The sequence below is a fragment of the Acidobacteriota bacterium genome (assembly GCA_003225175.1).
Classification (GTDB): Bacteria; Acidobacteriota; Terriglobia; order Terriglobales; family Acidobacteriaceae; genus Gp1-AA112.
Genome location: QIBA01000049.1, coordinates 1 through 25,126 on the forward strand (window position 1 = coordinate 1; position 25,126 = coordinate 25,126).

At 56.2% G+C, this 25,126-nt stretch carries 21 protein-coding genes; 14 read left to right on the forward strand and 7 right to left on the reverse strand.

Going from position 1 to position 25,126, the window contains the following annotated elements; genetic code table 11:
- Positions 1–59: 59 nt before the first annotated feature.
- Positions 60–884, forward strand: coding sequence for a ribosomal RNA small subunit methyltransferase A (rsmA, locus tag DMG62_13165; protein ID PYY22484.1), 825 nt, complete (start codon positions 60–62; stop codon positions 882–884).
- On the opposite strand, the gene DMG62_13170 is transcribed toward rsmA, so the two are convergent.
- From DMG62_13170 to DMG62_13180, 3 genes are read right to left on the reverse strand one after another with little or no spacing between them, the layout of a single operon-like run.
- Complete coding sequence (locus DMG62_13170; protein PYY22413.1) at positions 875–2,506, reverse strand: hypothetical protein; 1,632 nt, start codon at positions 2,504–2,506, stop codon at positions 875–877. The two genes, rsmA and DMG62_13170, sit on opposite strands and share 10 nt — an antisense overlap.
- Positions 2,507–2,565: 59 nt before the next feature.
- Positions 2,566–3,306: a hypothetical protein gene (locus DMG62_13175; GenBank protein PYY22414.1), complete on the reverse strand. Its 741-nt coding sequence runs from the start codon at positions 3,304–3,306 to the stop codon at positions 2,566–2,568.
- Entirely contained in the window at positions 3,303–3,809 is a 507-nt protein-coding gene (locus tag DMG62_13180; GenBank protein ID PYY22415.1) for a crossover junction endodeoxyribonuclease RuvC, read from the reverse strand. The genes DMG62_13175 and DMG62_13180 overlap by 4 nt, the downstream gene beginning before the upstream one ends.
- 185 nt (positions 3,810–3,994) lie before the next feature.
- On the opposite strand from DMG62_13180, the gene trpD reads away from it, so the two are divergent.
- The 8 genes from trpD to DMG62_13220 all read left to right on the forward strand — a co-directional run bounded on the left by trpD (position 3,995) and on the right by DMG62_13220 (position 12,005).
- Positions 3,995–5,047 carry an anthranilate phosphoribosyltransferase gene (trpD, locus tag DMG62_13185; protein ID PYY22416.1) on the forward strand — a complete coding sequence of 351 codons (1,053 nt, stop codon included), beginning with the start codon at positions 3,995–3,997 and terminating at the stop codon, positions 5,045–5,047.
- A 49-nt stretch (positions 5,048–5,096) separates the two neighbouring features.
- Entirely contained in the window at positions 5,097–5,939 is an 843-nt protein-coding gene (locus DMG62_13190; GenBank protein ID PYY22417.1) for an acyltransferase, read from the forward strand.
- 71 nt (positions 5,940–6,010) lie between these two features.
- Positions 6,011–6,691: a site-2 protease family protein gene (locus DMG62_13195; GenBank protein ID PYY22418.1), complete on the forward strand. Its 681-nt coding sequence runs from the start codon at positions 6,011–6,013 to the stop codon at positions 6,689–6,691.
- Positions 6,691–7,806 (forward strand): tryptophan--tRNA ligase, encoded by a 1,116-nt coding sequence (gene trpS, locus DMG62_13200; GenBank protein ID PYY22419.1) that lies wholly within the window; start codon positions 6,691–6,693, stop codon positions 7,804–7,806. The genes DMG62_13195 and trpS overlap by 1 nt, the downstream gene beginning before the upstream one ends.
- Positions 7,807–7,809: 3 nt before the next feature.
- Positions 7,810–8,616: a chromosome segregation protein ScpA gene (locus tag DMG62_13205; protein ID PYY22420.1), complete on the forward strand. Its 807-nt coding sequence runs from the start codon at positions 7,810–7,812 to the stop codon at positions 8,614–8,616.
- Positions 8,617–8,689: 73 nt separating this feature from the next.
- Positions 8,690–9,490 (forward strand): SMC-Scp complex subunit ScpB, encoded by an 801-nt coding sequence (gene scpB / locus DMG62_13210; protein ID PYY22421.1) that lies wholly within the window; start codon positions 8,690–8,692, stop codon positions 9,488–9,490.
- 43 nt (positions 9,491–9,533) lie between these two features.
- Positions 9,534–10,835: a hypothetical protein gene (locus tag DMG62_13215; protein PYY22422.1), complete on the forward strand. Its 1,302-nt coding sequence runs from the start codon at positions 9,534–9,536 to the stop codon at positions 10,833–10,835.
- Between the two features lie 39 nt (positions 10,836–10,874).
- On the forward strand, positions 10,875–12,005 hold the full coding sequence (locus tag DMG62_13220) for a histidinol-phosphate transaminase (protein PYY22423.1): 1,131 nt from the start codon (positions 10,875–10,877) through the stop codon (positions 12,003–12,005).
- 362 nt (positions 12,006–12,367) lie between these two features.
- Here the strand turns inward: DMG62_13220 and DMG62_13225 are convergent, their stop codons facing one another.
- Positions 12,368–12,946: a damage-inducible protein DinB gene (locus DMG62_13225; protein PYY22424.1), complete on the reverse strand. Its 579-nt coding sequence runs from the start codon at positions 12,944–12,946 to the stop codon at positions 12,368–12,370.
- A gap of 38 nt (positions 12,947–12,984) precedes the next feature.
- Between DMG62_13225 and DMG62_13230 the strand changes: the two genes are divergently transcribed.
- Positions 12,985–14,298 (forward strand): MFS transporter, encoded by a 1,314-nt coding sequence (locus tag DMG62_13230; GenBank protein ID PYY22425.1) that lies wholly within the window; start codon positions 12,985–12,987, stop codon positions 14,296–14,298.
- Positions 14,295–15,173, forward strand: a complete 879-nt coding sequence (locus DMG62_13235; protein PYY22426.1) for a phytanoyl-CoA dioxygenase family protein — start codon at positions 14,295–14,297, stop codon at positions 15,171–15,173. The genes DMG62_13230 and DMG62_13235 overlap by 4 nt, the downstream gene beginning before the upstream one ends.
- A 95-nt stretch (positions 15,174–15,268) precedes the next feature.
- On the opposite strand, the gene DMG62_13240 is transcribed toward DMG62_13235, so the two are convergent.
- The 3 genes from DMG62_13240 to DMG62_13250 form a co-directional block, all read right to left on the reverse strand.
- Positions 15,269–19,195 carry a hypothetical protein gene (locus DMG62_13240; GenBank protein ID PYY22427.1) on the reverse strand — a complete coding sequence of 1,309 codons (3,927 nt, stop codon included), beginning with the start codon at positions 19,193–19,195 and terminating at the stop codon, positions 15,269–15,271.
- Between the two features lie 35 nt (positions 19,196–19,230).
- Positions 19,231–21,537, reverse strand: a complete 2,307-nt coding sequence (locus DMG62_13245) for a hypothetical protein (protein ID PYY22428.1) — start codon at positions 21,535–21,537, stop codon at positions 19,231–19,233.
- A gap of 121 nt (positions 21,538–21,658) precedes the next feature.
- The gene (locus DMG62_13250; protein ID PYY22429.1) at positions 21,659–22,414 is read right to left on the reverse strand and encodes an aspartate racemase; all 756 of its coding nucleotides are present in this window, start codon (positions 22,412–22,414) and stop codon (positions 21,659–21,661) included.
- Positions 22,415–22,453: 39 nt separating this feature from the next.
- Here DMG62_13250 and DMG62_13255 point away from each other — a divergent pair, with 39 nt between their 5' ends.
- The 3 genes from DMG62_13255 to DMG62_13265 all read left to right on the forward strand — a co-directional run bounded on the left by DMG62_13255 (position 22,454) and on the right by DMG62_13265 (position 25,126).
- Entirely contained in the window at positions 22,454–22,927 is a 474-nt protein-coding gene (locus tag DMG62_13255) for a hypothetical protein (protein PYY22430.1), read from the forward strand.
- 233 nt (positions 22,928–23,160) lie between these two features.
- Positions 23,161–24,183 carry a phosphate ABC transporter substrate-binding protein PstS gene (pstS, locus tag DMG62_13260; GenBank protein ID PYY22431.1) on the forward strand — a complete coding sequence of 341 codons (1,023 nt, stop codon included), beginning with the start codon at positions 23,161–23,163 and terminating at the stop codon, positions 24,181–24,183.
- 613 nt (positions 24,184–24,796) lie between these two features.
- Positions 24,797–25,126: a hypothetical protein gene (locus DMG62_13265; GenBank protein ID PYY22432.1), complete on the forward strand. Its 330-nt coding sequence runs from the start codon at positions 24,797–24,799 to the stop codon at positions 25,124–25,126.

A 25,126-nucleotide genomic window follows, 5' to 3' on the forward strand; every position in this document is an offset into this window, starting at 1 on the left:
AAGGCAAAACGTCGAGTCTAATGTCCGCACAAAAACAGGTCAACGCTGCACGACACAAGATGTCTCCGGTAGGCAAGCCGAAGCTCGGGCAAAATTTCCTGGTAGACGCAAACGCAGCACGACGCATCGTTGATGCCTTAGGCGACTCGCGGCAGTCTAACGTGGTGGAGATCGGGCCAGGACGCGGCGCTCTTACCCATCTGCTCGCCGAGCGTGCCCGCCATCTTTTCGCAATTGAATTCGATTCGATGCTGGCCCAGCGCTTGCGCGTCGCCTTCGCGAGTGCGAAGAATGTGGAGATCGTGGAAGCGGACTTCCTGAAGGTGCCACTCGAAGAACTGTTGCTCTCGCGTGGTGGTCAAGATCAACGCGCCAAGGTTGTCGGAAACATTCCGTACTACATCACTTCAGACATTGTCTTGCGTCTCTTTGGGCAATACACGTGGATTGAAACAATCGTACTTATGGTGCAAAAGGAGGTAGCGGATCGGCTCGCCGCTGAACCAGGCACTCGCGATTATGGGTTGCTGACGGTAACGGCGAATCTTTTTGCGGATGTGGAGCAGCTCTTTACATTGCCGCCCGGAGCGTTCTCTCCACCCCCAAAGGTGTATTCGAGCGTGCTCCGCTTTCGGATTTCACCGAAGATTGCCGAATTGGGAGTTGATGCCCGGGAATTCCTCAATTTTTGCAAATTGGCATTCGCGCACAAGCGTAAGACTCTCTTTAACAACTTGCGCACTCGGTATGGAGGCAAGGAGATCCGCGAGGCAATCCAAGAAGCTGCGGCTGACCCCAACGCTCGTGCCGAAGCCCTGAGCTTGAGTGAGCTAGCGAAGATCCACTATGCCTTAGGCACTGCGCCTATAGGAAATCATCGGTGATTGCCGCCCGAGTGTCCGCCGCCACCGCCTCCACTCGATCCATGTGACATCGATCCGCCACCAGACGATGGGGACGCTGAGCGCGACGAACCCATGGACCCTGAAGCTCCCATAGGCCGCGACTCCATACGCATGCTCGGAGTTCGCGGGGATTCCATTCTGGGACTCATTGACGGACTCGGATGATTCTCAGAATGCATCGGTGACGAATGGCCAGCGGGCTGCCGTCCCGCTGAGGGAACTTGCATGGCCTGCCGGGAACGATTTAGTTCAAAGTTGCGGTGATCTCGTTCCATGCGCTCATTCCGCAGAGCGTCCGAGCGACGCAGCGCGTCATTCGTCTGATTCACTCGCCCAGAGCCCGCAACTGTGGTCGTCGGGAACGTGCCTACGATCGTTCCTGCCGGTGCGGAGGTACCCGAGGTGAAGCCAGATGCCGGAACCGTCGTCTGCGATTGGGCTTGGCGCAGCACCTGCCTGCTGGCATCCGTCTCTTTCACTGCGTGAGGCCAACGGTGCTCTAATGCGTCATTGTCGATCACGACTCTGCGTGGCACTGGCATCTGCGTTCCGCCATTGACAGCAATTACTGGTGGACCGTGATGCGGAGCCTCGGGATGATGGTAGTTCGGCGGGCGATTATGCACGGGAGGCACCGTGTGCCAGGAGTTCCAGTGATTTCCAGGAGCCCAGCACCATCCCCGGCCATTCACGAACTGCCATGACCCATATCGATACGGAGCCCAACCCCACGGATAACTCGAAACGAACAAATATCCCGAGCCGGGATAAGACATCCAGTAGCCGTCGGCAAAGGGATCCCAACCCAATGACGCAGACGCTGGACGCCACATGTAGCCGTATCCGGGAACATAGAAGTAGTCGCCGTAAGAACTTAAATCGGAAAGCCCATAGACAAGGCTGTTGTTGGTACCTGTAAGAGCCGTGCTCGAAACTACGTCGTCATGATTCTTGACCCGCTCGCCGTCCCAATTGTCGTAGTTCTCTACGTCGATATTCCTGGCGAGATAATAACGGCTGGGATCATCGTCATCGAGACGAATTGTCTCTCCCTTTCGCACTGCGACTTCAGCCGCCGTTCCGTTAGAAACCTGCACCTCGCCACCGAGCACCGCTAATTCAACCTCATGCTGGTCCGCAGAAATGCGGAAGTGCGCTGCTTTCAACAGATCAATTCGATCGCGTCCGGCAGTGAGCTGGAACCTGTCTTGATCGCGATGACGCATATCAAGATAGGCGGTTCCGTGCTGTAGCTCCACCGAAGTATTGCGCCCACCATTGGAATCCAAGCTCAAATCCGAAAACACGATGAGTGTATCGGGCGTGAGTCGAATGGAGCTGCCATCCTCGAACTCGGCTTCGGCTTGACCGTCGCGTGCCCATAGTTTCCATCCGTGTGAGACGGGCATGTTCATGTACGCGGTATTGAACCCGCGGCCGTCGCCTTTGTCGAGCTCCACGTCGCCATCGACATAGCTCAAGCGCACGATGCGCGCATGCGAATCCGCTAGCAGCGGTACAGCCAGACTTAGACAGAGAAAAATGAGGAAGGCAGGAAAGACGCGAACGCAGCGGGACGAGCCTAATGCCAAACTGGACATACCGGGCTCCCTAAGTAGCTCAATATATTAGAACACTTTCTGAAGGCCAGCGTTGCGAGTTATTGAACTGGGTTGGGAGCAGCTGCCAGGCCAGCCCGGCCTAGAATTCGCTGTGCGGCTTGCTGAGCGATGTGCAGGACCGTGCGATCCGCCGCGATCCGTTGCAGCATTGGCGCAATCGCCTGGACTTCGTAAAGGTGTCCATCCTTGGAGAGAGCGTCCATGGCCTTGAGATCCTGATCGAGAGATAGCTTGTCGAAGCGACGGTCAAAGTCCAGTTTGCGGCCGCTCTCGATGGTTAGAGAAATGCCTTGAAAGATCTCCGTAAGCTGCTGGATAGATGGATTCTCAGAGTAGTTGTAGGTGGTCGAGGTATGACGGCTAGCGTCTTGGAAGCTCAGCGTCTTGCTCCCCGTTTGAGCAATCGGATGCGCAGTGAAATCAAACTGCCCGTCAAAAAACTTGACCTGCTCCGCCAAGACAAAAATCTTCTCTCGTATCGCGTCCGTCGCCTGGAACTGCTTCGTAAAGCGGTCCTGCGACGCCGCATCGGCGGCCTGGACCGACTGCTCAACGTTGCTCTCTACTGGCTGATTCCGTTCTTGAGTCTGGCTCAATGAATGGTCATCGGAAACGTAATCCACCTGACCGCCGCGGTGGACAGTCACGATGTAGTCGGAAGGCTTCCCGTATTTCCATGAAAAGTTGAATATGACTGCTGCATCCTGTTGCTGCGCCTGCAGTTGGCTAGCAATGAGACAGATCACGGAATACCCGGCAAACCGCCGAAGAACGCTCATCCGCGACTTGCCACCTCGTAGCGCTTCAGCGTCGCATGTGTGTGCAGATGGCATATAGCAATCGCGAGGGCATCCGCAGCATCGGCAGGGCGCGGCAGTTCGGGAAGGTTTAATAAGTGTGCGACCATATGCTGGACCTGAATCTTTTCGGCTTTGCCATATCCCACGACAGCAGACTTGATCGATAGCGGTGAATATTCTGCGACTTCGAGCCCCGCTGAGGAAGCGGCAAGCATAGCAACCCCCCGAACCTGCCCCAGTTTCAGCGCCGACTTGGCATTCACTGAGTAGAACACCTCTTCGATCGCGACCATCTGCGGAGAGGTCGAAAAGATCAGATGCGAAAGCTCTGTAAACACCGTCGACAGACGCTTTGCCATTGACTCGCGTCTTGAGAGCCGAATCGCTCCGGCCATCACAAAAGCGAGGCGCCCATCGGCATGCTGCTCCACGATTCCGTAGCCCGTGTATTCAGTGCCGCAATCGATGCCGAGGACCCGCATTGCTCCGAGTTTAACTCAAGGAAGGCAGGCTGTCGGCTCTCAGCTGTCAGCTTTCGGCCGGTTAGCTTCAGTGCGCTCACTATCCTCCGTACTGGCCGATCGCCGACTGCCGATCACCGACGGCCCTTCTGTATGCCTTCGGTTGATACACCTTTCACCTCTGATTTAGCTTGTAGTTACTCCGCATGATCCTTGAGGCCCTACATCAGGTCGCGAACCACCGCGAATCGCTCTCGCGCGACGCGGCGCGCGAGGTTATGTCGGAGATTCTCAGCGGAGGGGCTACAGACGCGCAGATCGCGGCGCTCTTGGTCGCGCTTCATATGAAGGGCGAGACCGTGGAGGAGATCGTCGGCTTCGCGGAGGCGATCCGCAAAGCAGCGGCTCCGCTGAAGGTCCACAATTTTGCCCTCGATGTCAGTGGGACTGAGCGTGACGCTCTCGTCGACACCTGCGGTACAGGCGGTGATGCCAGCGGGACCTTCAATATCTCGACTGCGACGGCGCTGACCGTGGCTGGCGCCGGCGTTCGCGTTGCCAAGCACGGCAACCGCAGCGTCACGTCCAAGTGTGGGTCGGCGGATGTAGTTGAGGCTCTGGGAATCAACATTACGTTGCCACCGGCGCGCGTTGCCGAGTGCCTGGAAACGGTCGGCATAGCTTTCCTGTTTGCGCCATCGATGCATTCGGCAATGAAGTATGTACAGCCGGCCCGACGTGAACTGCGGCTGCGGACGGTATTCAATCTACTAGGTCCGCTATGCAATCCGGCGCACGCGTCGGCTCAGGTGGTTGGAGTCTACTCTGCGTCACTTGTAGGGAAACTCGCACAAGCGCTGCAGATGTTGGGACTGCATCGCGCGCTGGTTGTTCATGGCAGCGATGGCTTGGACGAGATCACCATCACCGGCCTAACCCATATCGCCGAAGTCAGAAATGGCCAGATCCGGCATTACGATGTCTCGCCCGAAGAGTTCGGATTGCGCACTGCTCCCATCTCAGAGATACAGGGTGGCGACACGAAGGCAAATGCTGAGATCATCCGCCGCATTGTAGACGGAGAGAAATCTCCGCGGCGTGATGTGGTATTGCTCAACGCCGCCGCAGCGTTGGTCGTTGCAGGGCGGGCCGATTCCATGTCGGAAGCAATGCCGATGGTTGCGGAGTCACTCGACTCCGGAGCAGCTCGCGAGAAGCTGGTAAAGCTGGTCGAGTTTACTTCGAGTAAGTGGGCCTAAGAGACACCGCTTCCTCCTATAGAATCAGAACTCGAAGCTCACCTTCACCATGCCGCGCTACGAATACCGCACGCTCCATCCTGACGCCGAGAAGAGTTTTCTCGCCTGGATCGATCATCTCGACAAGGAATTCTCCAATCCCGATCCGGCTCATCGCAGCGTGGTCGTGCGCGACGCGCTCCACCAGATCTATCTAGGTCGTCCCTATGTACCGGAAGATGAGAATGAAGAGTACGACAACGCTTCGGTCACTTCCCAACTCTCAGCGCGAGCTTTGACGCACTCATTCGACCCGCGGAATGCCACACTCGAGCCTGAGTATTACGGCGACGTCGATCCCCTTCGATACGCGCCGCGCAAGCCCCTCATCTGGTTCTGGATGATGTTCGATCGCTCTCCGCTAGGCCTCAATCACTGGCTGGGATATCGCATGCGCTACATGGTCGCCAAACACGTGTTCAAGTCGCTTGGCAAGAATGTGAAGCTCTTTCACGGAATTGAAGTTTCGTTCGGCTACAACCTCACGATCGAGGACAACTGCGTCATCCACAAATATGTTCTCCTCGACGACCGCGGCGAGCTCATCGTTCGCGAGGGAAGCTCCATCTCCGATTACGCAAATGTTTACTCGCATGCGCACGATTTGAACGACTCAATGATAGTGAGCAACCATAAGACGGTTATCGGTCCACGCGCTCGCGTGACCTATCACGCAACCGTGCTCAGCGGAGTCACCGTTGGCGAGCAAGGAATCGTTGGCTCGATGGGAGTCGCCACCAAAGATGTTGAGCCGTATAACGTGGTGGCAGGAATTCCAGCCAAGACCGTTAAAGTGAAGACAATCGCCCCAGAGGCAAGAGGAGACAGGGTACAGCGGTCGGGACAACGCTGATCCACCCTCCTTTTTCCCTGTTCCCTCCCCTGTAACCTCTCCCCTATTCCCTGTTACCATCGACTTTCCGCATGAATTTGCATGCTGTCATTGTCGTTTTCGACATCATCGTCTTCCTTTTTGCCATCAGCGTGCACGAATCAGCACACGCATGGATGGCAAATCGACTGGGCGATCCTACGGCGCGAATGCTTGGTCGCATTAGCCTGAATCCCATCAGACACATCGACCTTTTTGGCACGATTCTGCTTCCGCTGATCGCGGCAATCACTGGAGCTCCGCTCCTGGGATGGGCAAAACCTACGCCGGTTGACACACGGAACTTCAAGCATCTTGTGCGGGATGACATTCTTACTTCGCTCATTGGTCCTATCAGCAACTTCATCGTTGCCGTTGGCTGCTTTCTCTTTTTGGGAATTATCGCGAAGACGTCGCCCACAGGTCATCGTGTTGTACACGACATTGTTGCGAGCGGATCGCTCAACACAGGCACCATACTCACGCCATTCGCGGCGCTTCTATACGAAGGAATATTCATTAACGTACTTCTCGGCATTTTTAATCTGATTCCCTTGCCGCCACTTGATGGCAGTCATGTCCTGCGTCATTTCCTGCCGGACGGAGTGCGCCGTATGTTTGACATGGCAGGAATCGCGATCTTGTGGATACTCGTCCTCTTGAGAGTGCCGTTTCTCGGACCTTTGCTCGGACCTGCGATGGACATCTTTAGAAATAATCTAATGAGACTTTGATGGATCAGGCCTCTTCTCAAGCCTCTACTCTCACCCCGAACTCGACGATTTCCGGACGAAAGCAGCGCATTCTGAGCGGCATGCGCTCCACCGGAAAGCTGCACCTCGGCAACTATGTGGGCGCCCTCGCGAACTGGGTGAAGCTGCAGGAAAACTACGATTCTTTTTTCTTCATCGCTGACTGGCATGCACTAACCAGCGATTACGCTGACACCTCACTCATTAAGCAAAATTCGATTGAGGTGATGCTCGACTACCTGGCAGCCGGACTCGATCCGCAGAAGTGCACGATGTTCATCCAATCGCATGTGCCGCAGCATGCGGAGTTGCATTTGTTGCTCTCGATGATCACTCCACTTGGATGGCTGGAGCGCGTTCCCACTTATAAGGAGCAGCAGCAAAATATTCGTGAGAAGGACCTGAATACCTACGGCTTTCTCGGCTATCCGCTACTGCAATCCGCGGACATCATGATCTATCAAGCCCATTTCGTGCCGGTGGGCGAAGATCAGGTCCCACACATCGAGATCACGCGGGAAATTGCACGTCGCTTCAACGGCTTTTACCCGCGCGTGGTTAAGTCGGGCGATCCCGATGCGAGGCGCACGTATGTCTTTCCGGAGCCTCAGGCGCTGCTGACGCCTTCACCCAAGCTGCCCGGCACCGATGGACGCAAGATGTCGAAGTCCTATGGGAACTCAATTCTGATGAGTGATCCCGAGCCGCTGATTCGGCAGAAGCTGAAGACGATGGTCACCGATCCGGCGCGAGTGCGCCGCAGTGATCCCGGCAATCCCGATGTCTGCCCGGTCGGCGATGTGCACAAAATTTTTAGCAGCAAAGATACTCTGCAAAAGGTATACGCTGGATGTCGCAGTGCCGGCATTGGCTGTATCGAATGCAAAGGATGGGCCGCGGATGCACTCGTATCAGTGCTGAATCCGATGCAGGAGCGCCGCCGGCACTACGAGAAAAATCCACGCGAAGTATGGGAAGTGCTGGAAGATGGAACGAGTCGGGCAAGCCGCGCAGCCGAAGTAACGATGGAAGAGGTTCGCGCAGCGATGAGGATGTCAAAGCATTACGAAGAGCCAGTCGAAGGAGCCGCACAGTAGCTCATGCCTGAGATGCCGATCATCAACCGCGAACCCAGCGAGTTTCCTTTCGCCGTGAGTGTCGGCACCGTTTTTGAGGGGCCGCTGGATTTGCTGCTCGACCTGATTCGTAAGCAGGATATCGACATCTACGACATTCCCATCGCCAAGATCACGGCGCAGTATCTCGGCTACGTCGAAAATCTGAAGCAGCTCGACGTGGACGTAGCGGCGGAGTTCATCTACATGGCCGCCCTGCTCATTCACATCAAGTCAAAGATGCTTTTGCCGCATGATCCCGACGCTCCTGCGGAAGTGCAAGAGGACCCGCGCAATGAGCTGGTTGAGCGCCTGCTTGAACACGAGAAATTCAAAAGCGCGGCGCAGATGCTTCTGCAGAAGCAGCAGATTGAAGAAGCTGTCTGGAGCAATCCCGCACTGAAGGACTTCAAAGAAGATGAAGGCGCCGAGCCGGAACTGGCCGCCGACGTTGTCGACCTGGTGCGAACCTTCCAACAGATTCTCGATCGTGTGCGTGAGCGTCCCATTATTCAGATTGATCAGGACGTTGTCACAGTCTCGCAGATGATCGACTATCTTCGCCGACGGCTGCTGCTTGAAGACAAGCCGCTGCGTCTGAAACGCCTGCTGCAGCCCATGCAATCACGCAACGCGCTCGTGTGTACCTTCCTTGCCATTCTGGAACTCGTGCGCTTGCAGGCGATCCTGCTGCGGCAGGAGAGGGTGTTTGGCGAGATACTGATTAAGAAGCACGAGAATTTCGAAGCCGTGATGGGTGAAGGTGCGGCCGTTCGGGACGACTGGAAATGAACGACTTTTTTGCCGTCGTATGCTGAATGGTAGAGACGCAGATGCCGCCTCTACTATGCTTTACGAGTAACCGATGAGCCTTAAAGCAAAAATCGAAGCCATTATTTACGCTGCCGAAGAACCGGTCATACTCGAGCAGATACTCTCGGTCGTCGCAGACGAGATTTCTGCAGAGCTCGGATCTCAACCTTCCGAGGCTCCACTGCCGATGCAAATAGTCGAGAACGACGGCCATCCGACAGAATCGGATGAGACGCTCTCCGACGCGAAGCAGGAAGCGAAGCAACATCGCGAGCGCAGCCGCCGACGTGTTCGTGAAGTCCTCGACGAGCTGGTGAAGGAATACGACTCGTCTGAGCACGGCATGGAGATCCGGCAGGTTGCGGGCGGTTACCGGATGTCGACCAAACCGGAGCATCATGACGCGGTGCGCTCCTTCGCCAAGAGTCTGAAGCCGCCGATCCGACTTTCGCTGCAGGCATTGGAGACACTCGCCGTTATCGCCTACAAGCAGCCGGTCACAGCGCCCGAGATCAGTGAAATCCGCGGAGTCGATTGCAGCGGAGTGCTCGCGAACTTGATTGCGCGTAAGCTGATTACAACCGCCGGTCGAAAGCAGGTGATCGGGCGTCCGATTCTGTATAAAACAACGAAAGACTTTCTATTACGCTTCGGCCTGAAAGACATCAACGAACTTCCGAGCATCGAAGAATTTGAGAAGCTGACCTCGGCAGCGCAGAGCGATCTGTTCGTCGAAGGCCGTGCCGACACGAATGGCGCCGACGGTTCTTCTTCTTCCGTAAGCGAAATTACAGACCAGCAACAAGCCTCGATGCCGCAAGACGAGCACTTGGATACAAAAGCAGCGTCGTAGAGACGCAGCATGCTGCATCTCGGCCATGCAGTAGGTAAACACCATGCCTCTCGAACGCCTTCAGAAGATCATTGCCGCTGCCGGAATCGCCTCGCGACGCAAAGCCGAGGAGCTGATCCAATCGGGCCTGGTGAGCGTCAATGGCACTACCATCACAGAGCTCGGCAGCAAAGCCGATCCTCAGGTGGATTCCATCCGTGTCAATGACAAGCTTCTAAAAGGCGCCGAGGGTCATGAGTATGTCGCCCTCAACAAGCCCAAGGGATACGTAACCACTGTATCGGATCCCGAGGGCCGGCCCACGGTAATGGAGCTCGTGCACAGCAACGCTCGCCTTTACCCCATCGGACGTCTCGACTTCAACAGCGAAGGCCTGCTGCTGCTCACGAATGATGGAGTGCTGGCGCACAAGCTGATGAAGGCCGCCTCTCACATTCCCAAGACCTACCTGGTCAAGGTTGCCGGCCAGCCGGACGAGCAACAGCTTCGCCGCCTCCGCTCTGGGGTCTCTATCGCCGAGGAGCGCGATCCGAAGCGCCGCGTACGCACCGCCGCGGCACAGATTCGCGTGATTAAAGAAGCGGACAATCCCTGGCTCGAAGTCACGCTGCACGAAGGACGTAATCGGCAAATCCGGAAGATGTTCGAGGAGATCGGACATCACGTGGAAAAAATCCGTCGCGTTCGCTACGGACCGCTCGAGCTGGATGTGCCGCCAGGTGAGTCACGAATTCTGACGCCAAGAGAGGTATCGCAGTTGCAGCGCGCGACGGAGCCACAAACGACATCTCGATCCGAGCGCGATGACCAACGTTTCAGGCGCCAAGATGGCGGAGCATCTCGGCGGCCATTTCGACAGAGAGATGAAGAACGCCCGCGTGAGAGCCGCAGTGAGCGCGAACCCCGATTCAGCGAAGAGCAAAAACGCAGAGACCGCGAAGACGGTGGACGAACCTTTCGCGCCCCTCGGCGCGACTACGAGCGTGCGCAGCACGCAGGCGAGCGCGCGGTGAAGTTCGGCGGCGGCAAAGGGGATCGCCGCCGGGAAAGGCCAGGGCAGTTCTCTGATCGAACGCGACGGGACAAGCGCGCACAAGAATTCTCTGAGCGGCCACACGATAATCGCGGTTCTTTCGCTGATCGACCGTCATTCAAAGATCGTGGTGGTGCGCGTCAAGGTTTTGGAACTCCAGAGCGCTCCAAAAGCGCACGAGGAGGCTTCAATCGAGGATCGAAGTCCTCGCAATTCGGGCAAAGCAGTGCGGGCAAGAAATGGTCAAAGCGCCCTGATGGCAGAAGTGGTCAGAGGCGCCCAAACAACGGCCCCCGTCGCCGAAGTTCCTGATACACTCTCAAGTTCTTTTGACCCTCCTGAAGCGAATTGATGAAAAAGATCGAAGATTTTGTACCGGCTCACATACGAGCGCTGTCGAAGTATGTGCCGGGCAAACCGGTGCGCCAGGCCGAACGCGAAAGTGGCATTCGCTGCATCAAGCTAGCGTCCAACGAGAATCCTTTCGGCCCATCTCCACTGGCAATCGCCGCGATACGGCAGGCAGCAACTGCGATCAATTTTTATCCCGATAGTGATGCCAACCACCTGCGCCTCGTACTCGCTGAGCATCACGGCGTCGAGCCGGAACAGATTCTCGTTACTGACGGTTCGACAGCCCTGATCGACATCCTTGCCCGCACGCTGCTGGCTGCAGGGCTGAATGCGGTGACCAGCAGGTGTTCGTTCATCATCTATTCGATCGTGACGTGTGCGGCAGGGGGGCGGCTGATCTTGGTTCCAACCCGGGACGATGGCTTCGACCTCGATGCGATAGCCGAAGCGATCACGCCGGATACACGGGTCGTGTATATCGCGAACCCGAACAATCCGACGGGAACCATGTTTTTCGCCGACGAGCTTGATCGATTCATCGAGCGCATCCCGTCGCATGTAATGATCGCGCTGGACGAGGCGTATTCGGATTATGGAGAGTTTTCCGCGCGCAAGAAGAATCAGGTTTACTCACGCTCGATCGAATGGGTGAGGAAAGGACGGCAGAACGTCATCGTACTGCGGACCTTCTCGAAGGCGCATGGACTGGCTGGATTGCGCGTTGGTTATGGCCTCGGCGATCCGCAGATGCTGCGCTATTTCGCCCAGATGCGGACGGCATTCTCGGTCTCCAGCACAGGCGAGGCCGGCGCGATCGCAGCATTGAAAGACGAGACGCACATTCATCTTTCTGTTGAACGCAACAGCGAGGGAGTCGAGTATCTGACTCCGCGGCTTCAGGAACTGGGCTTCCGAGTAGTGCCAACCACCGCTAACTTTCTTTATCTGGAAACTTCGGAAGATCCGACCCAGCTCGCAGCTCGCATTCAAAACGAGGGCTGCATTGTCCGCAGCCTCACGCCCTGGGGAATTCCCAATGCGCTGCGCATCACAGTCGGCACGCCTGACCAGAATCGCATCCTGATCGACGCCATTGCGCGCGTAATGCGGCCAGTGGATGCACCTTGACCGCCTCAGGCACTGGTCAGCTCTTGCCTGATACGTTGAGTAGGGATGTGATAGCGCTGCGCCGGCTACGGGAACACTAAGAGCGTGATCTCTGCCGAGCTACTCTTTCTTCTTTTTGCTGTGCGGCTTTTGCGCCTTCTGCGCACGCTGGCGCGCGCGATCCGAAGCGCTTACGTCATCCGCATTTTCGTCGTGTTCCTGCATACCGAATGTGAAAATAAAACAACATTTCTCCAATCGCAAGAGTTTTTCAAAAATTTTGGATACACAAAGGTAACAAATAGTTTCCGCGCACAACCTTCCGAAACGAAAATTTCGGACCGACACGTGCAGAAAATTGCCGCGGCTCCCAATGTGCAGCCTCAGGAACGCTGCTTGTTGTGCTCGTCGTAGTAGAGCAGAAGATCAGTCGAGACCGCCGCCGCGCCGAGCTGCCGCAGCATCGTAGTGACCTGCCCGCGATGGTATGTCGAGTGATTGACTACATGCGCGAGCTGCTGCCATAGCGGATAACTGTAGAACTCTCCCCGTAGATTCCGATAGCGCATGTCCGCGCCCAAGGTCTTCTCCGGCAGAGTGGAAATCCACTTCTCGCGATCTAAGCGAACTTGGTTCAGCTTCGAACGAAGCGCCTTACGATCACTGAATTCTGATGGCTGCAGCAAAGCCGGAGGCCAGCGCCCAAACCAGCGCTCCAGCCAGATCCACTCTGCCCCGACAATATGCGTGAATGTGTCGTGCAGTGAGCCGAAGCTATTGCCCAAGTCCCGCTTCAACAAGTCTGCGTGTAGCGGTTCGGCAGCATCGAAGGCACGATCGTTCGCCCAGGTGTTGTAGGCATATAACTCCTTGAAGTAGGCGATAGTTGGACTCAATTCATCCTCCTGACCTTCCCAGTCGGTATGATGGAAGTTGCGGCAGTGTACTGGATTTCCCAGCAACGGGGGGTTTTCGTCCCAGCTGCAGCATCGAACGAGACGTGGCTACGCTGACCACAAGTTTGCCTTCGCGATTTGCCGGCGCCTTCCGCTCTTTGCGCCATCGTAATTTCCAGCTCTTCTTTGCTGGTCAACTGATTTCGCTGGTCGGCACGTGGATGCAGAATGTCGCTGAGGCTTGGTTGATCTACCGGCTGACAGGATCATCGCTGCTGCTCGGCGCGGTTTCCTTTTGCTCGCAAATACCCATTTTCCTGCTCTCGCCTATTGGGGGCGCCGTCGTCGATCGTCGCCACCGGCATCGCGTAATTATTGCTACGCAAACCCTGTCTATGATCCTCGCCTTCATCCTGGCGGCAATCACCTTGCTTGGAGTAGTAAAGGTGTGGCAGGTCTTCGTGCTCGCCGCTCTGCTTGGATTTGTAAACGCCTTCGATATTCCCGCGCGCCAGGCATTCATTGTCGAAATGGTGGGTCGGGATGACCTGATGAACGCCATCGCACTGAATTCCTCGATGTTCAACGGCGCCCGCGTCATCGGCCCGGCGATTGCCGGCATCCTGGTCGCCAGTATCGGCGAAGGATGGTGCTTCTTCGCTAATGCAGTCAGCTACGTCGCCGTGCTTGCCGGGCTTCTGATGATGAAAGTTCCACCGTGGACTCGTCGTCCCCAGGAAACATCGGCTGTGGAGGACATCAAAGAAGGCTTCCTCTGGGTCTTTCGAACAAAGCCAATCTTTGCCCTGTTGCTGCTGGTTGGCATCGTGAGTCTCGTAGGAATGCCGTATGCAGTGCTGATGCCGATTTTTGCGGATCAAGTCTTGCACAGCGGAGCCCGCGGATTGGGAATGCTGATGGGATTCAGCGGGACGGGAGCGCTGATCGGCGCCCTCACGCTGGCAACCAAGTCCAGCCTAAGAGGACTGGGAGCATGGGTTCCCGCGGCCTCAGCTTCCTTCGGAGGCTTTCTAATTCTGTTTTCCTATTCGCGACTGTTTTGGCTTTCCGCAGTTTTCTTGATTCCGATAGGTCTGTCCATGATGGTGCAGATGGCCTCGACGAATACGCTTATCCAGTCCATGGTCCCCGACCGCCTGCGCGGCCGCATCATGTCTGCGTATTCCATGATGATGATGGGCATGGCGCCATTAGGAGCGCTGCTGGCTGGCGCGCTCTCTGAACACATGGGAGCTCCATTTACCGTCGCGGTCGGCGGCGCCTGCTCTATTCTGGGATCTATCTGGTTCAGTACTCAGCTCAAGGAGTTCCGTGTTGAAGCTCGCCGCCTGATCATTGCCCAGACTTACGCGGGGGGTGATCCGGCTGAGGAGATCACGACAGTGCGGGAGACATGACGATTCGGGACCTATCCCTTGACCATAGGCCTGTCGGAGATCTGCTGCAGGTTCCTGATCGCGAGGGCGCCGAGCAATTCAAACTCAACAGCGACCAGATCCGCTTCTTTCAAGAGCATGGATACGTAAGCGGCATTCGAATCCTCGACGAGGACCAGGTCGAGATCTTACGGCGAGAACTCGCTCAATTGGCCGATCCGTCGCATGATGGGTACGAACTGTTCTACGAATTCCATTCCAACGAATCCTCCGATCCAAACAAGGTACTCTTTCACGCCTTAGGCGCCTGGCGCATCGCGCGCGGCTTTCATGACCTGCTTTGGAGCCGACGATTAACGGTGCCAGCCTCGCAACTGCTCGCTGGGCCTATACGCTTCTGGCATGACCAACTCTTCTGCAAGCCAGCGCACCACGGCGGTGTTGTAGCCTGGCATCAGGATTACTCTTACTGGACTCGCACCAAGCCCCTCGCCCATCTAACCTGCTGGATCGGTCTCGACGACTCGACTCGCGAGAATGGATGTTTGCAGTACATCGCAGGAAGCCATCGCTGGCCAGATCTACCGATTACCGGGCTCGCTGGAGACATGGATGCGATCAATGCAGTGTTAAGCCAGCAACAGCGAAGTCAATTCGCGAATCCAGTGGCTGTCGAGTTAAAGAAAGGTGAGGCCTCGTTCCATCATCCGCGGCTCGTTCACGGCTCATTCGCAAACCACTCGACTCGCTCACGCCGAGCGACTGTAATCAACGTAATGCGAGATGGAGTGAAATCAGTGAGCAACGAGCCTTTGTTACAGGGCGTTCCGGTCATTCCATCCGGAGAGAAGATTCAGGGACAGTTCTTTCCGCTTCTCTACGATCCGAACGCTTAAGTAGAGACGTAGAATGCCTAAGCAATGCCGCGTGAGCCAGGCATGCTATGCGCTTCAAACATTCGAGCACGGAGGAGACGCAGCATGCTGCGTCTCTACTTGTCCTCCCCGCTTCCCTTCTTTTGCTGGTCTGGCTCCTCGACCGCTTTGAGTGGAGTGTGGGAATCCACCGGTCGCCCCGGAGGAGCATTCGTCACTGTATAAAGCTCGCCGTTCCGCATGTACATCCGCAGCATCTCCTGCTGATTGAAAGGCCGCGCGCCACGACGTCCAAATACTGAGAGCTGATTCCCGCTCTCATCGACGCCGCGATCACGGTCAGTGCCTTCTGAGACGATGAGCGCCGGTCCTTTGGTCTTGTATCTGGCGATAAGCTTCGGAGTTGGCGGTGGACTGAATCCATAGAATTTATCGTTATCGACCGGCGAGAATAGCTGCACGATTTTGAAGCCGGCTTCGCCATCCGCGACGAACGCAAACTGGCTGGAGCTAACCATTCCTGTCTTTACATCGCGCGTATCCCTCAATTCGCCATTGGCATTGAACATTTGCGCAAGTTTTGGATGCTCTGGGCGTTCGATATCGATAATCGCCATGCCATCCTTACCGTCCGCGACATAAGCGTATGTGCGGGCCAGATAGACGTTACGGGCATCACCTAAGAGGACCTTCGCGCCGTCGACCAATTTGGGCTGGTCGAGATGCGTGATGTCAAAAACTTTCAAGCCCTCCTTATCGGTCACAAACGCATAGCGGAATTGAACGGCCACACCGGTTGGCTCGTTCAGCACAGGCGAACCGATCTCAGCCGTAATCTTCGGGTGCAACGGATCGTCGAGGCTCACAACCTCAAGACCTCGATCGCACAGGATATAAGCGTAGACTCCGGCGATAGTGATGCGGCGAGCTCCGTTTAGCTTTCCGTCAGGATTGAACGTAGCGGCCCGACGAACGAAATTATTCGCCGGATTGCCATCGAGCAGCGTGCCCACTCCGGCAAAGTCCTTCTTCTCCTTCAGGTTGTTGCCGAGGACTACAAGCCCCTCATACTTGTCGGTTCCGTAAAGGAAGCCGTACATCAAGTGGATCTGCTGCTCTTCATTTTGTGGATCATGGCGCCGCAGCGGATCGACTCCGAGCGTAGTCGGGGTTGCGATTGCCGTGGCATATTTGCTCTTCACGTAAAACTTTTGTCCGAACGGTGAAACTGGAGCGGTAACGATCTTTTCCGAGAAATCCTTGTTATCAATCTGGGCGACGTCGTAGAAGCGGAATCCCCCCTTGCCCAGCGCTGCGTACGCGTACTCGCCGCGTAGTTGAATGTCGAGCACCTCTTCTCCGCCGAGTTTTGCGCGCACCGGATGCTCATCCGCATCCAGCTCCCGCTTGTGCTTTTGGAACTCCTCATAATTTTTGGGATAGGCAATCTTATGGAAGTCACTGCCGTAGATCGCTGGTGGCTCCTCGTGCTCGGCGATCTTGACGGCATTGAACCCCTCCTCACCCGCGGCGACGTAGACGTAGCGTCCCATGAAGTTGAGGAAGTTTGTGCCTTGAATCAGGACCTGCGCCATCCACGCATTGTTATCTTTCTCCTGCGAGACGTGGCAGTCCGTGCACTCTTTCGTTTCTTTGGCGCGCACAGTGTGCGGGACGTAGGGACTGAAAGCCTCTCCGCTGAAGCCTTCTACTGAAACAGTTTGCTGCTGGTAGTAGAGCCAGTCGCGCTGAGCGTTCTGCGAGCTCACCACAACTGCACAGGCTGAACGAATCGGAGAAACGCGATTACCGGTGACCGTGCCATCGATGCCGAGCATGTACACGTCATCCCGCAACACCATGAAATCGTAGGCGGTGTAGTTGCGCGTGAGCAGCCCTTCGTTGTGCAGCATCGGCATGCGCTGATTGGCAGACATCGACAAGTGGCATCCGAAGCAGCTTGTGGTCCAGGACGTGTGACAGCTCTGGCAGCTCATCTTGGTGGAAGCGTGCGCGAGCTTCGTGAGATCGTTTTGATCGGCGATGGTTCCCCAGGTAATGCCGTCCTTCTGAATCGTCTTTGCCAGCCGCGACTTCTCGCTGTAGTGCGGACGACCAGGCGTGATCGTGTCGATTACCTGCACGACTTCCCATTCCTGATTTGCCTCCATGATCGAACGCTGGTAGAGACGATCGCCGCGCCAATAAAACTGTTTCTCCTTGAATGGCGTTGTATTGATCGCAAGATTGATTCCGTTACCCGGTGCTGCCGGACCATTCGCGACCAGGGTTGCGCGGGAGCGAAGATCGCCATGGCAAGCTTCGCAGGTGATGACCAGCGCATTGCGCGTCTCGCCATAGAGCTTGCCGTTGCCATGGTTATCCTGCGAGAAATGGCAATCGGCGCATTGCATTCCCTTATCGAGATGAATGTCGGAGAGGTGAACGGCTTTCTTGAACTTTTCCGGATCCTTCCAGTCCACAACATTGCCGTCTGCGTCGAGCAGATTCCCCTTACGGTCATGCTTGTACACCGCGCGGAAGATCCAGCCATGACTGTGGAAGTCGGCCATCTGGGTCTTATCGAGCTGCTTGTTGAACTCAGGCGTGCCGACTTGCTGCAGGAAGCTTACGTCGCGCCATTTACCGCGATCGGCAGATCCTTCGGGATTGCGCACCTGGGCTCGATATGCATCCGTTGCCGATGGATCGTGTTGCTTCTGCGGATACATTTTGTCGGCGTTGATCTCGTTGTCCCACCATGTGTAGCCGTAGTACGTGGTGACCATGTTCGTGCCGGGATGAACGTGGCAAGTCATGCACTGGCTGGACGGAATCGAGAGCGTGAAGACATGCTGCAGAGGATGCCCGGTCTCGCTCTTCGAGATCGTCGGATCCGACTGCTGCGATATGCCGAGGTTCCCGTAACGGGCATACTTGCCGGAGTGCATCGGGTCGCGATCGTTGGCATAGACCACGTGACACCCGCTGCACCCGCCCTGGCGATAATCACCGGGCTGGTCGTTGGTGCCGGGAAATGACAGGAGTGGATCAAGCAGCCGGGTTTTTTGCAATCCAAGGAAAACTGGATCGGTGCGCAGCTCTGTGCCAAATCCCCGCGTGGACAGCTTCACGTCGGGATGTCCTGGATCCTCGTCCGAAACAGGATTCCCAATCTCGCCCTTTTCCCGTCCACCGCGCTCGAACACTCGCAGCACATTCCCAGGCTGGGAGATCTCCCAACGCTGCAGCGGATCGATGTACGGGAGGACTCCCTTCTGCTTCGTCTCTTCTGGAGTCGGTGGGGGCCAAGTGATCAGCCGCTGCGGCTTGCCATCCCGCGAGTAACTCTCTCCGAAGCGCGGATTCTTTAACGGATATCCGCCGTTGTTGTACAACGCAGCGCCCCAGAGCATGGCTCCGTGGGTCATCATGCTGGTGCGGACCTGGTGAACTTCTTCGGAATGGCATCCGGAGCGCCCGCAGGTCTCCTGGGACACGCGGTTGTCGCCGGGATTTACAAACTTCACCCATTCAGCGCTTTCCTTCAACCAAAGCGACCCAAAATAGGAACGCACCGGATTCGCGGCGGAGTGCTCGTCTTCGCGAAATCGCGCGCGAACGTGGGCCCTGTTTTTTGCATCGTTGTATTGCGCAGAATCCTTAGCCGCGCTGTTCATCACCGAGGCATCCCCGCCATGGCAATCGGTGCATCCGAGGCGCACCGTTCCCGGAGCATGCATCGTCGCGCTATCGATGGGATTGTGGCAGCCCGAACTCATGCAGCCGCGCGTCTTGGCGTCGGCTTCGTCCTGTGTCTGCAGGATCAGAAGTTGCGATCCTCGCCGCTGCGTGCGTTCGGTGATGCTCTCAGTCTGATCCTGCGACGAAGTTTGCGATTTTGTGGAGCTGGATTGCTGGGATTGCTGCGCTCCATGATGCTTGCTGGAAGCATTCGCTCCTGCTGCCAGACGCGTGATGAGCACCAGGCAAATTGCGAGGCCAAAGATTCCCATTCGACGAATGCTGCGAGACCTCTTCATTTATCCCCTGAGCTCACCGGGTTCAACTTGCCTATCTAGAACACGAACTTAATCAATGCAAAGGCACTAAGCAGCGTCTGGCCGGTATAGATATCCCGCAAGCCGCGCGCTGGAACTAATCCTGTAATACCGCCTTCGAAGATGATGTTCTCGGACAATGGCGGCCGATAGATCACACCAGTGCCAAAGTCCGCTCCTATCCCCCGATGAATGTGGTTCTGGAACAGAACAAGCTGAATCGGCTCGGTGTGGACGAATTGCAGGTAGTTGAAGTTCACCACCCAACGCATCTTCGGAGTTATGTCGAAGTCGGCTCCGGCGTTGAACACATATGCGCCGGGATTCACGTAGTTCGCCTGGCCCTCGTTCTTACTTGCTCTCAAATCGGGAAACAAAGCATTGTCCGACTTCAGGCCAATGAGCGTGCTCGTCAAACGAATGCCTTCACGGTTCCAGAAGCTGAACGGACCGCCGGCAAAACTCTGCGCTTCGTCGATCGAGTCGAATCCGCGGGCAATACCGTCGCGCGGATTCTTGTCACCAGACGCATACAAGAACGAAGTGCGCAGCCGCAGCCAATCTTTGTCGAGGGACAATTCCAGCGCCGCCAGTTGCGCGTTGATGTCGACACGATCGCACTTCCCGAATCCCTGCGGACACGGAGTTACATTGCGCCGCGAGGCAACCTGATTATCCGTGTCGTATCCCAGCACCTGATAAAACGCGGACGACACGTTGATCCGTTTAATGTGCCCGTTGCTGGCTGTTCCGATGTAATGCGAACGAATGCCATGCGGAATAATTACGCCAATCGGCTCCGGACGCGTGATGATCCCGTTGTTGTTGTAATAGATCGAAGGATCATCTTTATCAAAGTGGTAGCTGAATTGTGTTGTGTAACCCTTGAACAAAAAGTCCTGCAGGTACAGGTTCGCGATCGCCACCTGCTGATGGCGGTCATTGAACGTGTTCAGCCCACTATTGGTGTCTTTCTCCAGGTGATAGAAGTACGCGAGGTTGTACTCATACTTGTCTGACTTCAAATTTCCGAAGATCCTTAGCCCAGGCTGCTCTTCTGAGTAAATCAATCCGCGGAAATCACTTTGGAATTGCTGAATACCAGCGCGGACCGAAACGAAATCAAAGTTGGGACTCAGATCCTTGATTTTGTACTCGAAAAACGCGGCCTGCAGACCCACGTGATCGTCGAAACGATCAGTTCCCCGCTGCGGATTGATGTTCACGATGCCGCGCTCTCGCGTCAGCAGGTAATTCACGTCGAACGCCGGCGTGAAGACAATGCGCCAATCCTTCGGACGGAAGCTGGCATCGCCGTGGTAGAGCTCGCCGGTAAAGCGGAATAGTTCGCTGAGGAAGAACTGTCCGCCATTGCCGAAAAATTGAAATGATCCCGGATTACGCGCGGCTACCAAGCTTGGCGTTGGCAAACGACGCCCGTCCAGAGCGCTGACTGCGCTGCCCGTGAAGACGAAGAAAGTTTGCTGCCCAAAGATTGGATAATCGCCCTTGAGCTTGTTGCGATTGAAGGGATCGTACCAATGACCACTGGTGTACGGGTACTCGCCTGAAGCGGCGTACCTCTTATAGGCATTCAGCGGATCTTTGGGATCGCCACTCGTGATGTCCCAGCGGTAGCTTCGTTTCTCAGCGTTCGCGTTCTCAGTTGGCGGACCCTGAGCAGCCGCTGTTTCTGCCGGCATGGTCTCGTTGGGACGCCGGCGCATCTCGTTATAAGGTTGCTTTGCTTCTGCTTCAGTTTGACCCGCCTTCGGCGGCACAGCACCGGCCAAGGGACGATCCATCGGACCGTTCGCAAGGTACTCCTCTGTCGTTTGCAGCTTTACTTCAATGCTGAGGACTTCGCCCGGACTGACGCGGACGTTCTGGCGAGTAAAGTCCTGGAAGCCTTGTCGGCGCAGCTCGATCTGGTACACGCCAGCCTTGAGATCGCCAATGCGAAAAACACCATCGGCATCGGTGAGCGCAGCATGCAGGTGCCCGTTACTGTCGCGAATGATCACGCGCGTGCCGCCGATGCCGCGACCATCTGCACTGGTCACAAGTCCTTCAACCGAGCTCGTGGTAATGGGACGCCGGTTCGGCAACCGCCGCTGCGGTCCCTGAATGACAGTTTCTTTTTCCTGGTCTTCCTCTTTATTACGTGCCGAAGGAAGCTGCGCCGGATCCGCAGGAGTAGTAGCGGTGGCGGTCTGCTGCGACGAGGGCGATGATTCCTGTCGGAGTCCCACAGCGGAAACGGTCAGACACACCACCGCCGCCAGCGGGCCGCACAGAAGTCTCCGGACGCTCAACGGAACCAGCCTCTCCCTCCGGGGGTTGAGGGAATGTAAAGTGCTTTGACTGAAGGAACTCTGGGGTCCGTATTAGGTATCACATCCGGCTCACTGCAGCAAGAAGAACCGGAGGCCGGGTTTTTTTGACTTAACCCTCGCCCAAGCGCCTCAACGCAGACTCCACGTGAATCTGCGTGGTATCCAGCAAGGGAACTCCGGCAGCTTCCGCGCCGCGCAAGATCAGCGGCAGCTCAGTGCCTCCGAGGATCACCGCCTGAATGCCATGCCTCTCCCTCATGTGAGCAATGATTTCTGTAAGCCGTTGACGTGTCTCGTCGAGAAATACACCGTTAACCAGCTCTTTGAAATACCTCTCGTGGATAAACGCCTGATCGTGCTCATCCGGCACATGAATTTGCATCTGCCGTCGAGAGAACACCTCAGGATAGAAGCTGGCCTGCATGGTGAATCGAGTTCCCAGCAGACCTATCTTCTTGAATCCGGACTGATGTGCACGCTCTGCGGTGGCCTCCACAATACTGATCAGCGGCAGCGGAGAGCGGCGCTCCACCTCGTCAAAAACAATGTGAGGGGTATTCGCGGTTATGAGAGCAAAATCCGCTCCAGCCCTCGCCAGTTTATGTAGCTCAAGCACGAAGAACTCAGCGAGACCCTCAAGCCGCTTCGCTTCAAGGCAACGCAGCGCATATTTCATATTCACGCTGTTGATGATGATCGAAGGCGGGTCTGCCTCAGGATGCAGCGCCCGATGGGTATTGATCAGCGACCGGTAGTAATCGAGAGTCGACTCAGGCCCGAGGCCGCCGATGAGGCCGATGGATTTCATAAGCGCCCAGCACAAACGCAAAATTTCGCAACTTGCAGGTGATTCGCGAAATCTCATCCTCGATTCTGTTTAATTTGATTCTGGGACGAGAACACAATGAGCGAATCCAAGCGCATTGCTCAGCTATACCGCAGCGTCTATGAAGGCGACAGCAACGGCGAAGCCTGGCATGGGCCAGCCCTGAAACCTCTGCTGAAAGATGTCGCCGCCGAACAAGCCTCACGCACGCCTGCAGTGGGACGACACTCCATCCTTCAGCTCGTGCTCCACATCGCCTACTGGGAAGAAATCGAACTGCGCCGGTTCCAAGGCGAAGTCGTAAACGCCCCGCTGAACACACCCGACGATTGGCCCAGCAACCGCAAAGTCGGTGAGAAAGAGTGGCAATCAATTCTGTCGCGCCTTGAGGCGTCGCACGCGGCATTGTTCAAGGCAATCGAACGCGGCACCGACGAGCAACTAAGCAAACAAGTGCCCGGGCGCAATCATGACAACTACACGCTCCTACACGGAACCATCGATCATTGCGTCTATCACACCGCGCAGATTGCGTTGCTGAAGAAAGGGTAGGAATCGGGAAATCGGGTGATCGGGTGATCGGGTGAGGTAAGGACGGGCATTCGGCGTTCTGCTTTTGTGAACTACACGACCAGCGTTTGCCGGCCGAAAGCCGAATGCCGATAGCCACTTCCTACTTCACCCGATGACCCGATGACCCGATCAGGATGGCCCGATCACCCGATTCCGCTGTCCCCTCCGCTGCTACTTGACGAACCCCAACCCAGCCCTGAGCATGGCAGCAAATGAGAAAGTTCCTGCCTGCCGGTCTTGGAATCGCTCTTCTGCTCAGCTGCTGGGCCACGATTGGGACCTGTCAGGAGGCTACGGTCCTCGTTGGTTCCGGCTCAACAGTTCCGGCTCCGCTTGTCAACAAATGGGCCGAGGCTTACAACCAACGCAACCACAATGTGCAGATGAGATATGTCGCGATCGGCGCCGACGAAGGCGTCGCGGCTATCTCTCACGGGAGCGGCGACTTTGCCCTCGGAGAAGTTCCCTTAACTGCAAAGGAGCGTTCCAAAGCGGGACTGATCGAAGTTCCGGCCATTTTGATCGGGATCGTCCCTGTTTACAACATCCCAGGCGTTCACGCCGACTTGAAATTCTCTGGAGACGTCTTAGCGGAGATCTTCTTAGGCAAGATCAAAAACTGGAACTCCCCGGCTTTAGCCAAGCTCAATCCCGGAGTGAACCTTCCCAATTTATCCATCCAAGTCGTGAACCGGCCGGCGGGAAAAGGATCGAATTACATCTTCACAGAGTTTCTCTCCAAAGCGAGTCCCAGGTTCCGTAGCGAGGTTGGCGTTAGCGCTTCGCCCAGGTGGCCGGTAGGCAAACCTGCCGAGCGCAGTTCGGAAATGGTAGAGATGGTAAGGTCTGAAGCAGGCGCCATCGGCTATGTGGAGGCGCAGTACGCGATTGAGGCCAAAATCCAATTCGGCCTGGTGCTCAACTCTTCTGGACATTTCATAAGGGCATCGCCCGCAACCCTGGCCGAGGCTTGCCGGGTGGTCGAGGCCCCGACGTTCGACAAGTTTTCCGCTTCGCTCACTGACCCGCCGGGAGCCCGCTCGTTTCCGATCACCAGCTACGATTGGCTCTACCTCCGCACAAATAGCGGCGATCCCAAACGAGCGGCAGCCCTTCATGACTTTCTCGATTGGGTGTTCTCGGTCGGGCAGCAGATCGCGGCCAGCTCCGGGTACTCAGAACTGCCAACGCCGCTGCGCGCCAAGATCGGCGCGTCACTAAGGGAAGTGAAATAGGAAGATTCGGTAGCGCTGGGTGCGTTTATATCCGGTTGCCCGCTACGGGGTAGCCGTCCGTGACAGAGTCGAGACTTCCCGCACGCGCTGCGAGAATGCGCGATTCAAGTCGTCTGCTCTCGTGCGAAAATCGAGCACCCTTCCCCGAAGTCTTTCCGGCACCCAATGCCCTCGGCTCTTGTAGCTTGGCGGAATGCGGAATTCGATTAGCTTGGCCATGTCAGTAACCCCCTCAGCGATGGCCGGTCCGTTGGAACCCAATCGCTACCCTAACCTGGATTCCCCGGAGATCCTGCGCTCGGCTGACTCCTCATGAATCCCTTAAGCAATCCTTCAACCAGAGCTGAATCCACAGGGCAAACCATTGATCTTCCGAAACCGCAGACATCAGCACGGCCTAAGCAGGAAAGATAAAGTGAACGATGAGGTTCAGTTTGTTGCAGAACACTAGCCGTTCGGTTAACGGCGATTCATGAAGATGCCCTCACCGCCGACGCCTCCGATTGTGATCCAGGCTTTCTTCTCAGCAGCGCAGAACCAGCGTGATAACAAGCCCAATCGGGAACGGTTCGACGTTGTGCTTACTCTGATACCGGGAGCCCGACAGCCCTGATTGTCATGCCGACTCGCAAAACATTATGATGGTCTGCCGACGCATGATCGCGCCTTGACTCTGCTCGGCAACGGTTTCGTGATAGCGGGGTTCGGCGTGTGCGAAATCAAACGAATCTATTCGAGCTCTCATTGTCCGCTGGCCGCGGACTTCAAAATCACTCTGAACGTTGCAGGCGAGACTGAAATCATCGAAATGTGCAAAGAGCAGTATGAAGGCGCTTTGTCACAAATTGGAATGCTCATGCGCTATTGGCCCCAATTCGAGTTGAAGGTGGAGCAACTGCAATCAGAGTCAAAGCAACCAGGGGGCCTGGGCAAGATCGCCTGA

Coding starts and splice junctions, on each gene's coding strand:
- DMG62_13250 (PYY22429.1), bottom strand. CDS start 22,414: ATGAGATTTCGCGAATCACCTGCAAGTTGCGAAATTTTGCGTTTGTGC.
- DMG62_13205 (PYY22420.1), top strand. CDS start 7,810: ATGCCTGAGATGCCGATCATCAACCGCGAACCCAGCGAGTTTCCTTTC.
- DMG62_13235 (PYY22426.1), top strand. CDS start 14,295: ATGACGATTCGGGACCTATCCCTTGACCATAGGCCTGTCGGAGATCTG.
- DMG62_13190 (PYY22417.1), top strand. CDS start 5,097: ATGCCGCGCTACGAATACCGCACGCTCCATCCTGACGCCGAGAAGAGT.
- DMG62_13180 (PYY22415.1), bottom strand. CDS start 3,809: ATGCGGGTCCTCGGCATCGATTGCGGCACTGAATACACGGGCTACGGA.
- trpS (PYY22419.1), top strand. CDS start 6,691: ATGGATCAGGCCTCTTCTCAAGCCTCTACTCTCACCCCGAACTCGACG.
- DMG62_13220 (PYY22423.1), top strand. CDS start 10,875: ATGAAAAAGATCGAAGATTTTGTACCGGCTCACATACGAGCGCTGTCG.
- scpB (PYY22421.1), top strand. CDS start 8,690: ATGAGCCTTAAAGCAAAAATCGAAGCCATTATTTACGCTGCCGAAGAA.
- DMG62_13255 (PYY22430.1), top strand. CDS start 22,454: ATGAGCGAATCCAAGCGCATTGCTCAGCTATACCGCAGCGTCTATGAA.
- DMG62_13170 (PYY22413.1), bottom strand. CDS start 2,506: ATGTCCAGTTTGGCATTAGGCTCGTCCCGCTGCGTTCGCGTCTTTCCT.
- DMG62_13195 (PYY22418.1), top strand. CDS start 6,011: ATGAATTTGCATGCTGTCATTGTCGTTTTCGACATCATCGTCTTCCTT.
- trpD (PYY22416.1), top strand. CDS start 3,995: ATGATCCTTGAGGCCCTACATCAGGTCGCGAACCACCGCGAATCGCTC.
- DMG62_13240 (PYY22427.1), bottom strand. CDS start 19,195: ATGAAGAGGTCTCGCAGCATTCGTCGAATGGGAATCTTTGGCCTCGCA.
- rsmA (PYY22484.1), top strand. CDS start 60: ATGTCTCCGGTAGGCAAGCCGAAGCTCGGGCAAAATTTCCTGGTAGAC.
- DMG62_13175 (PYY22414.1), bottom strand. CDS start 3,306: ATGAGCGTTCTTCGGCGGTTTGCCGGGTATTCCGTGATCTGTCTCATT.
- pstS (PYY22431.1), top strand. CDS start 23,161: ATGAGAAAGTTCCTGCCTGCCGGTCTTGGAATCGCTCTTCTGCTCAGC.
- DMG62_13215 (PYY22422.1), top strand. CDS start 9,534: ATGCCTCTCGAACGCCTTCAGAAGATCATTGCCGCTGCCGGAATCGCC.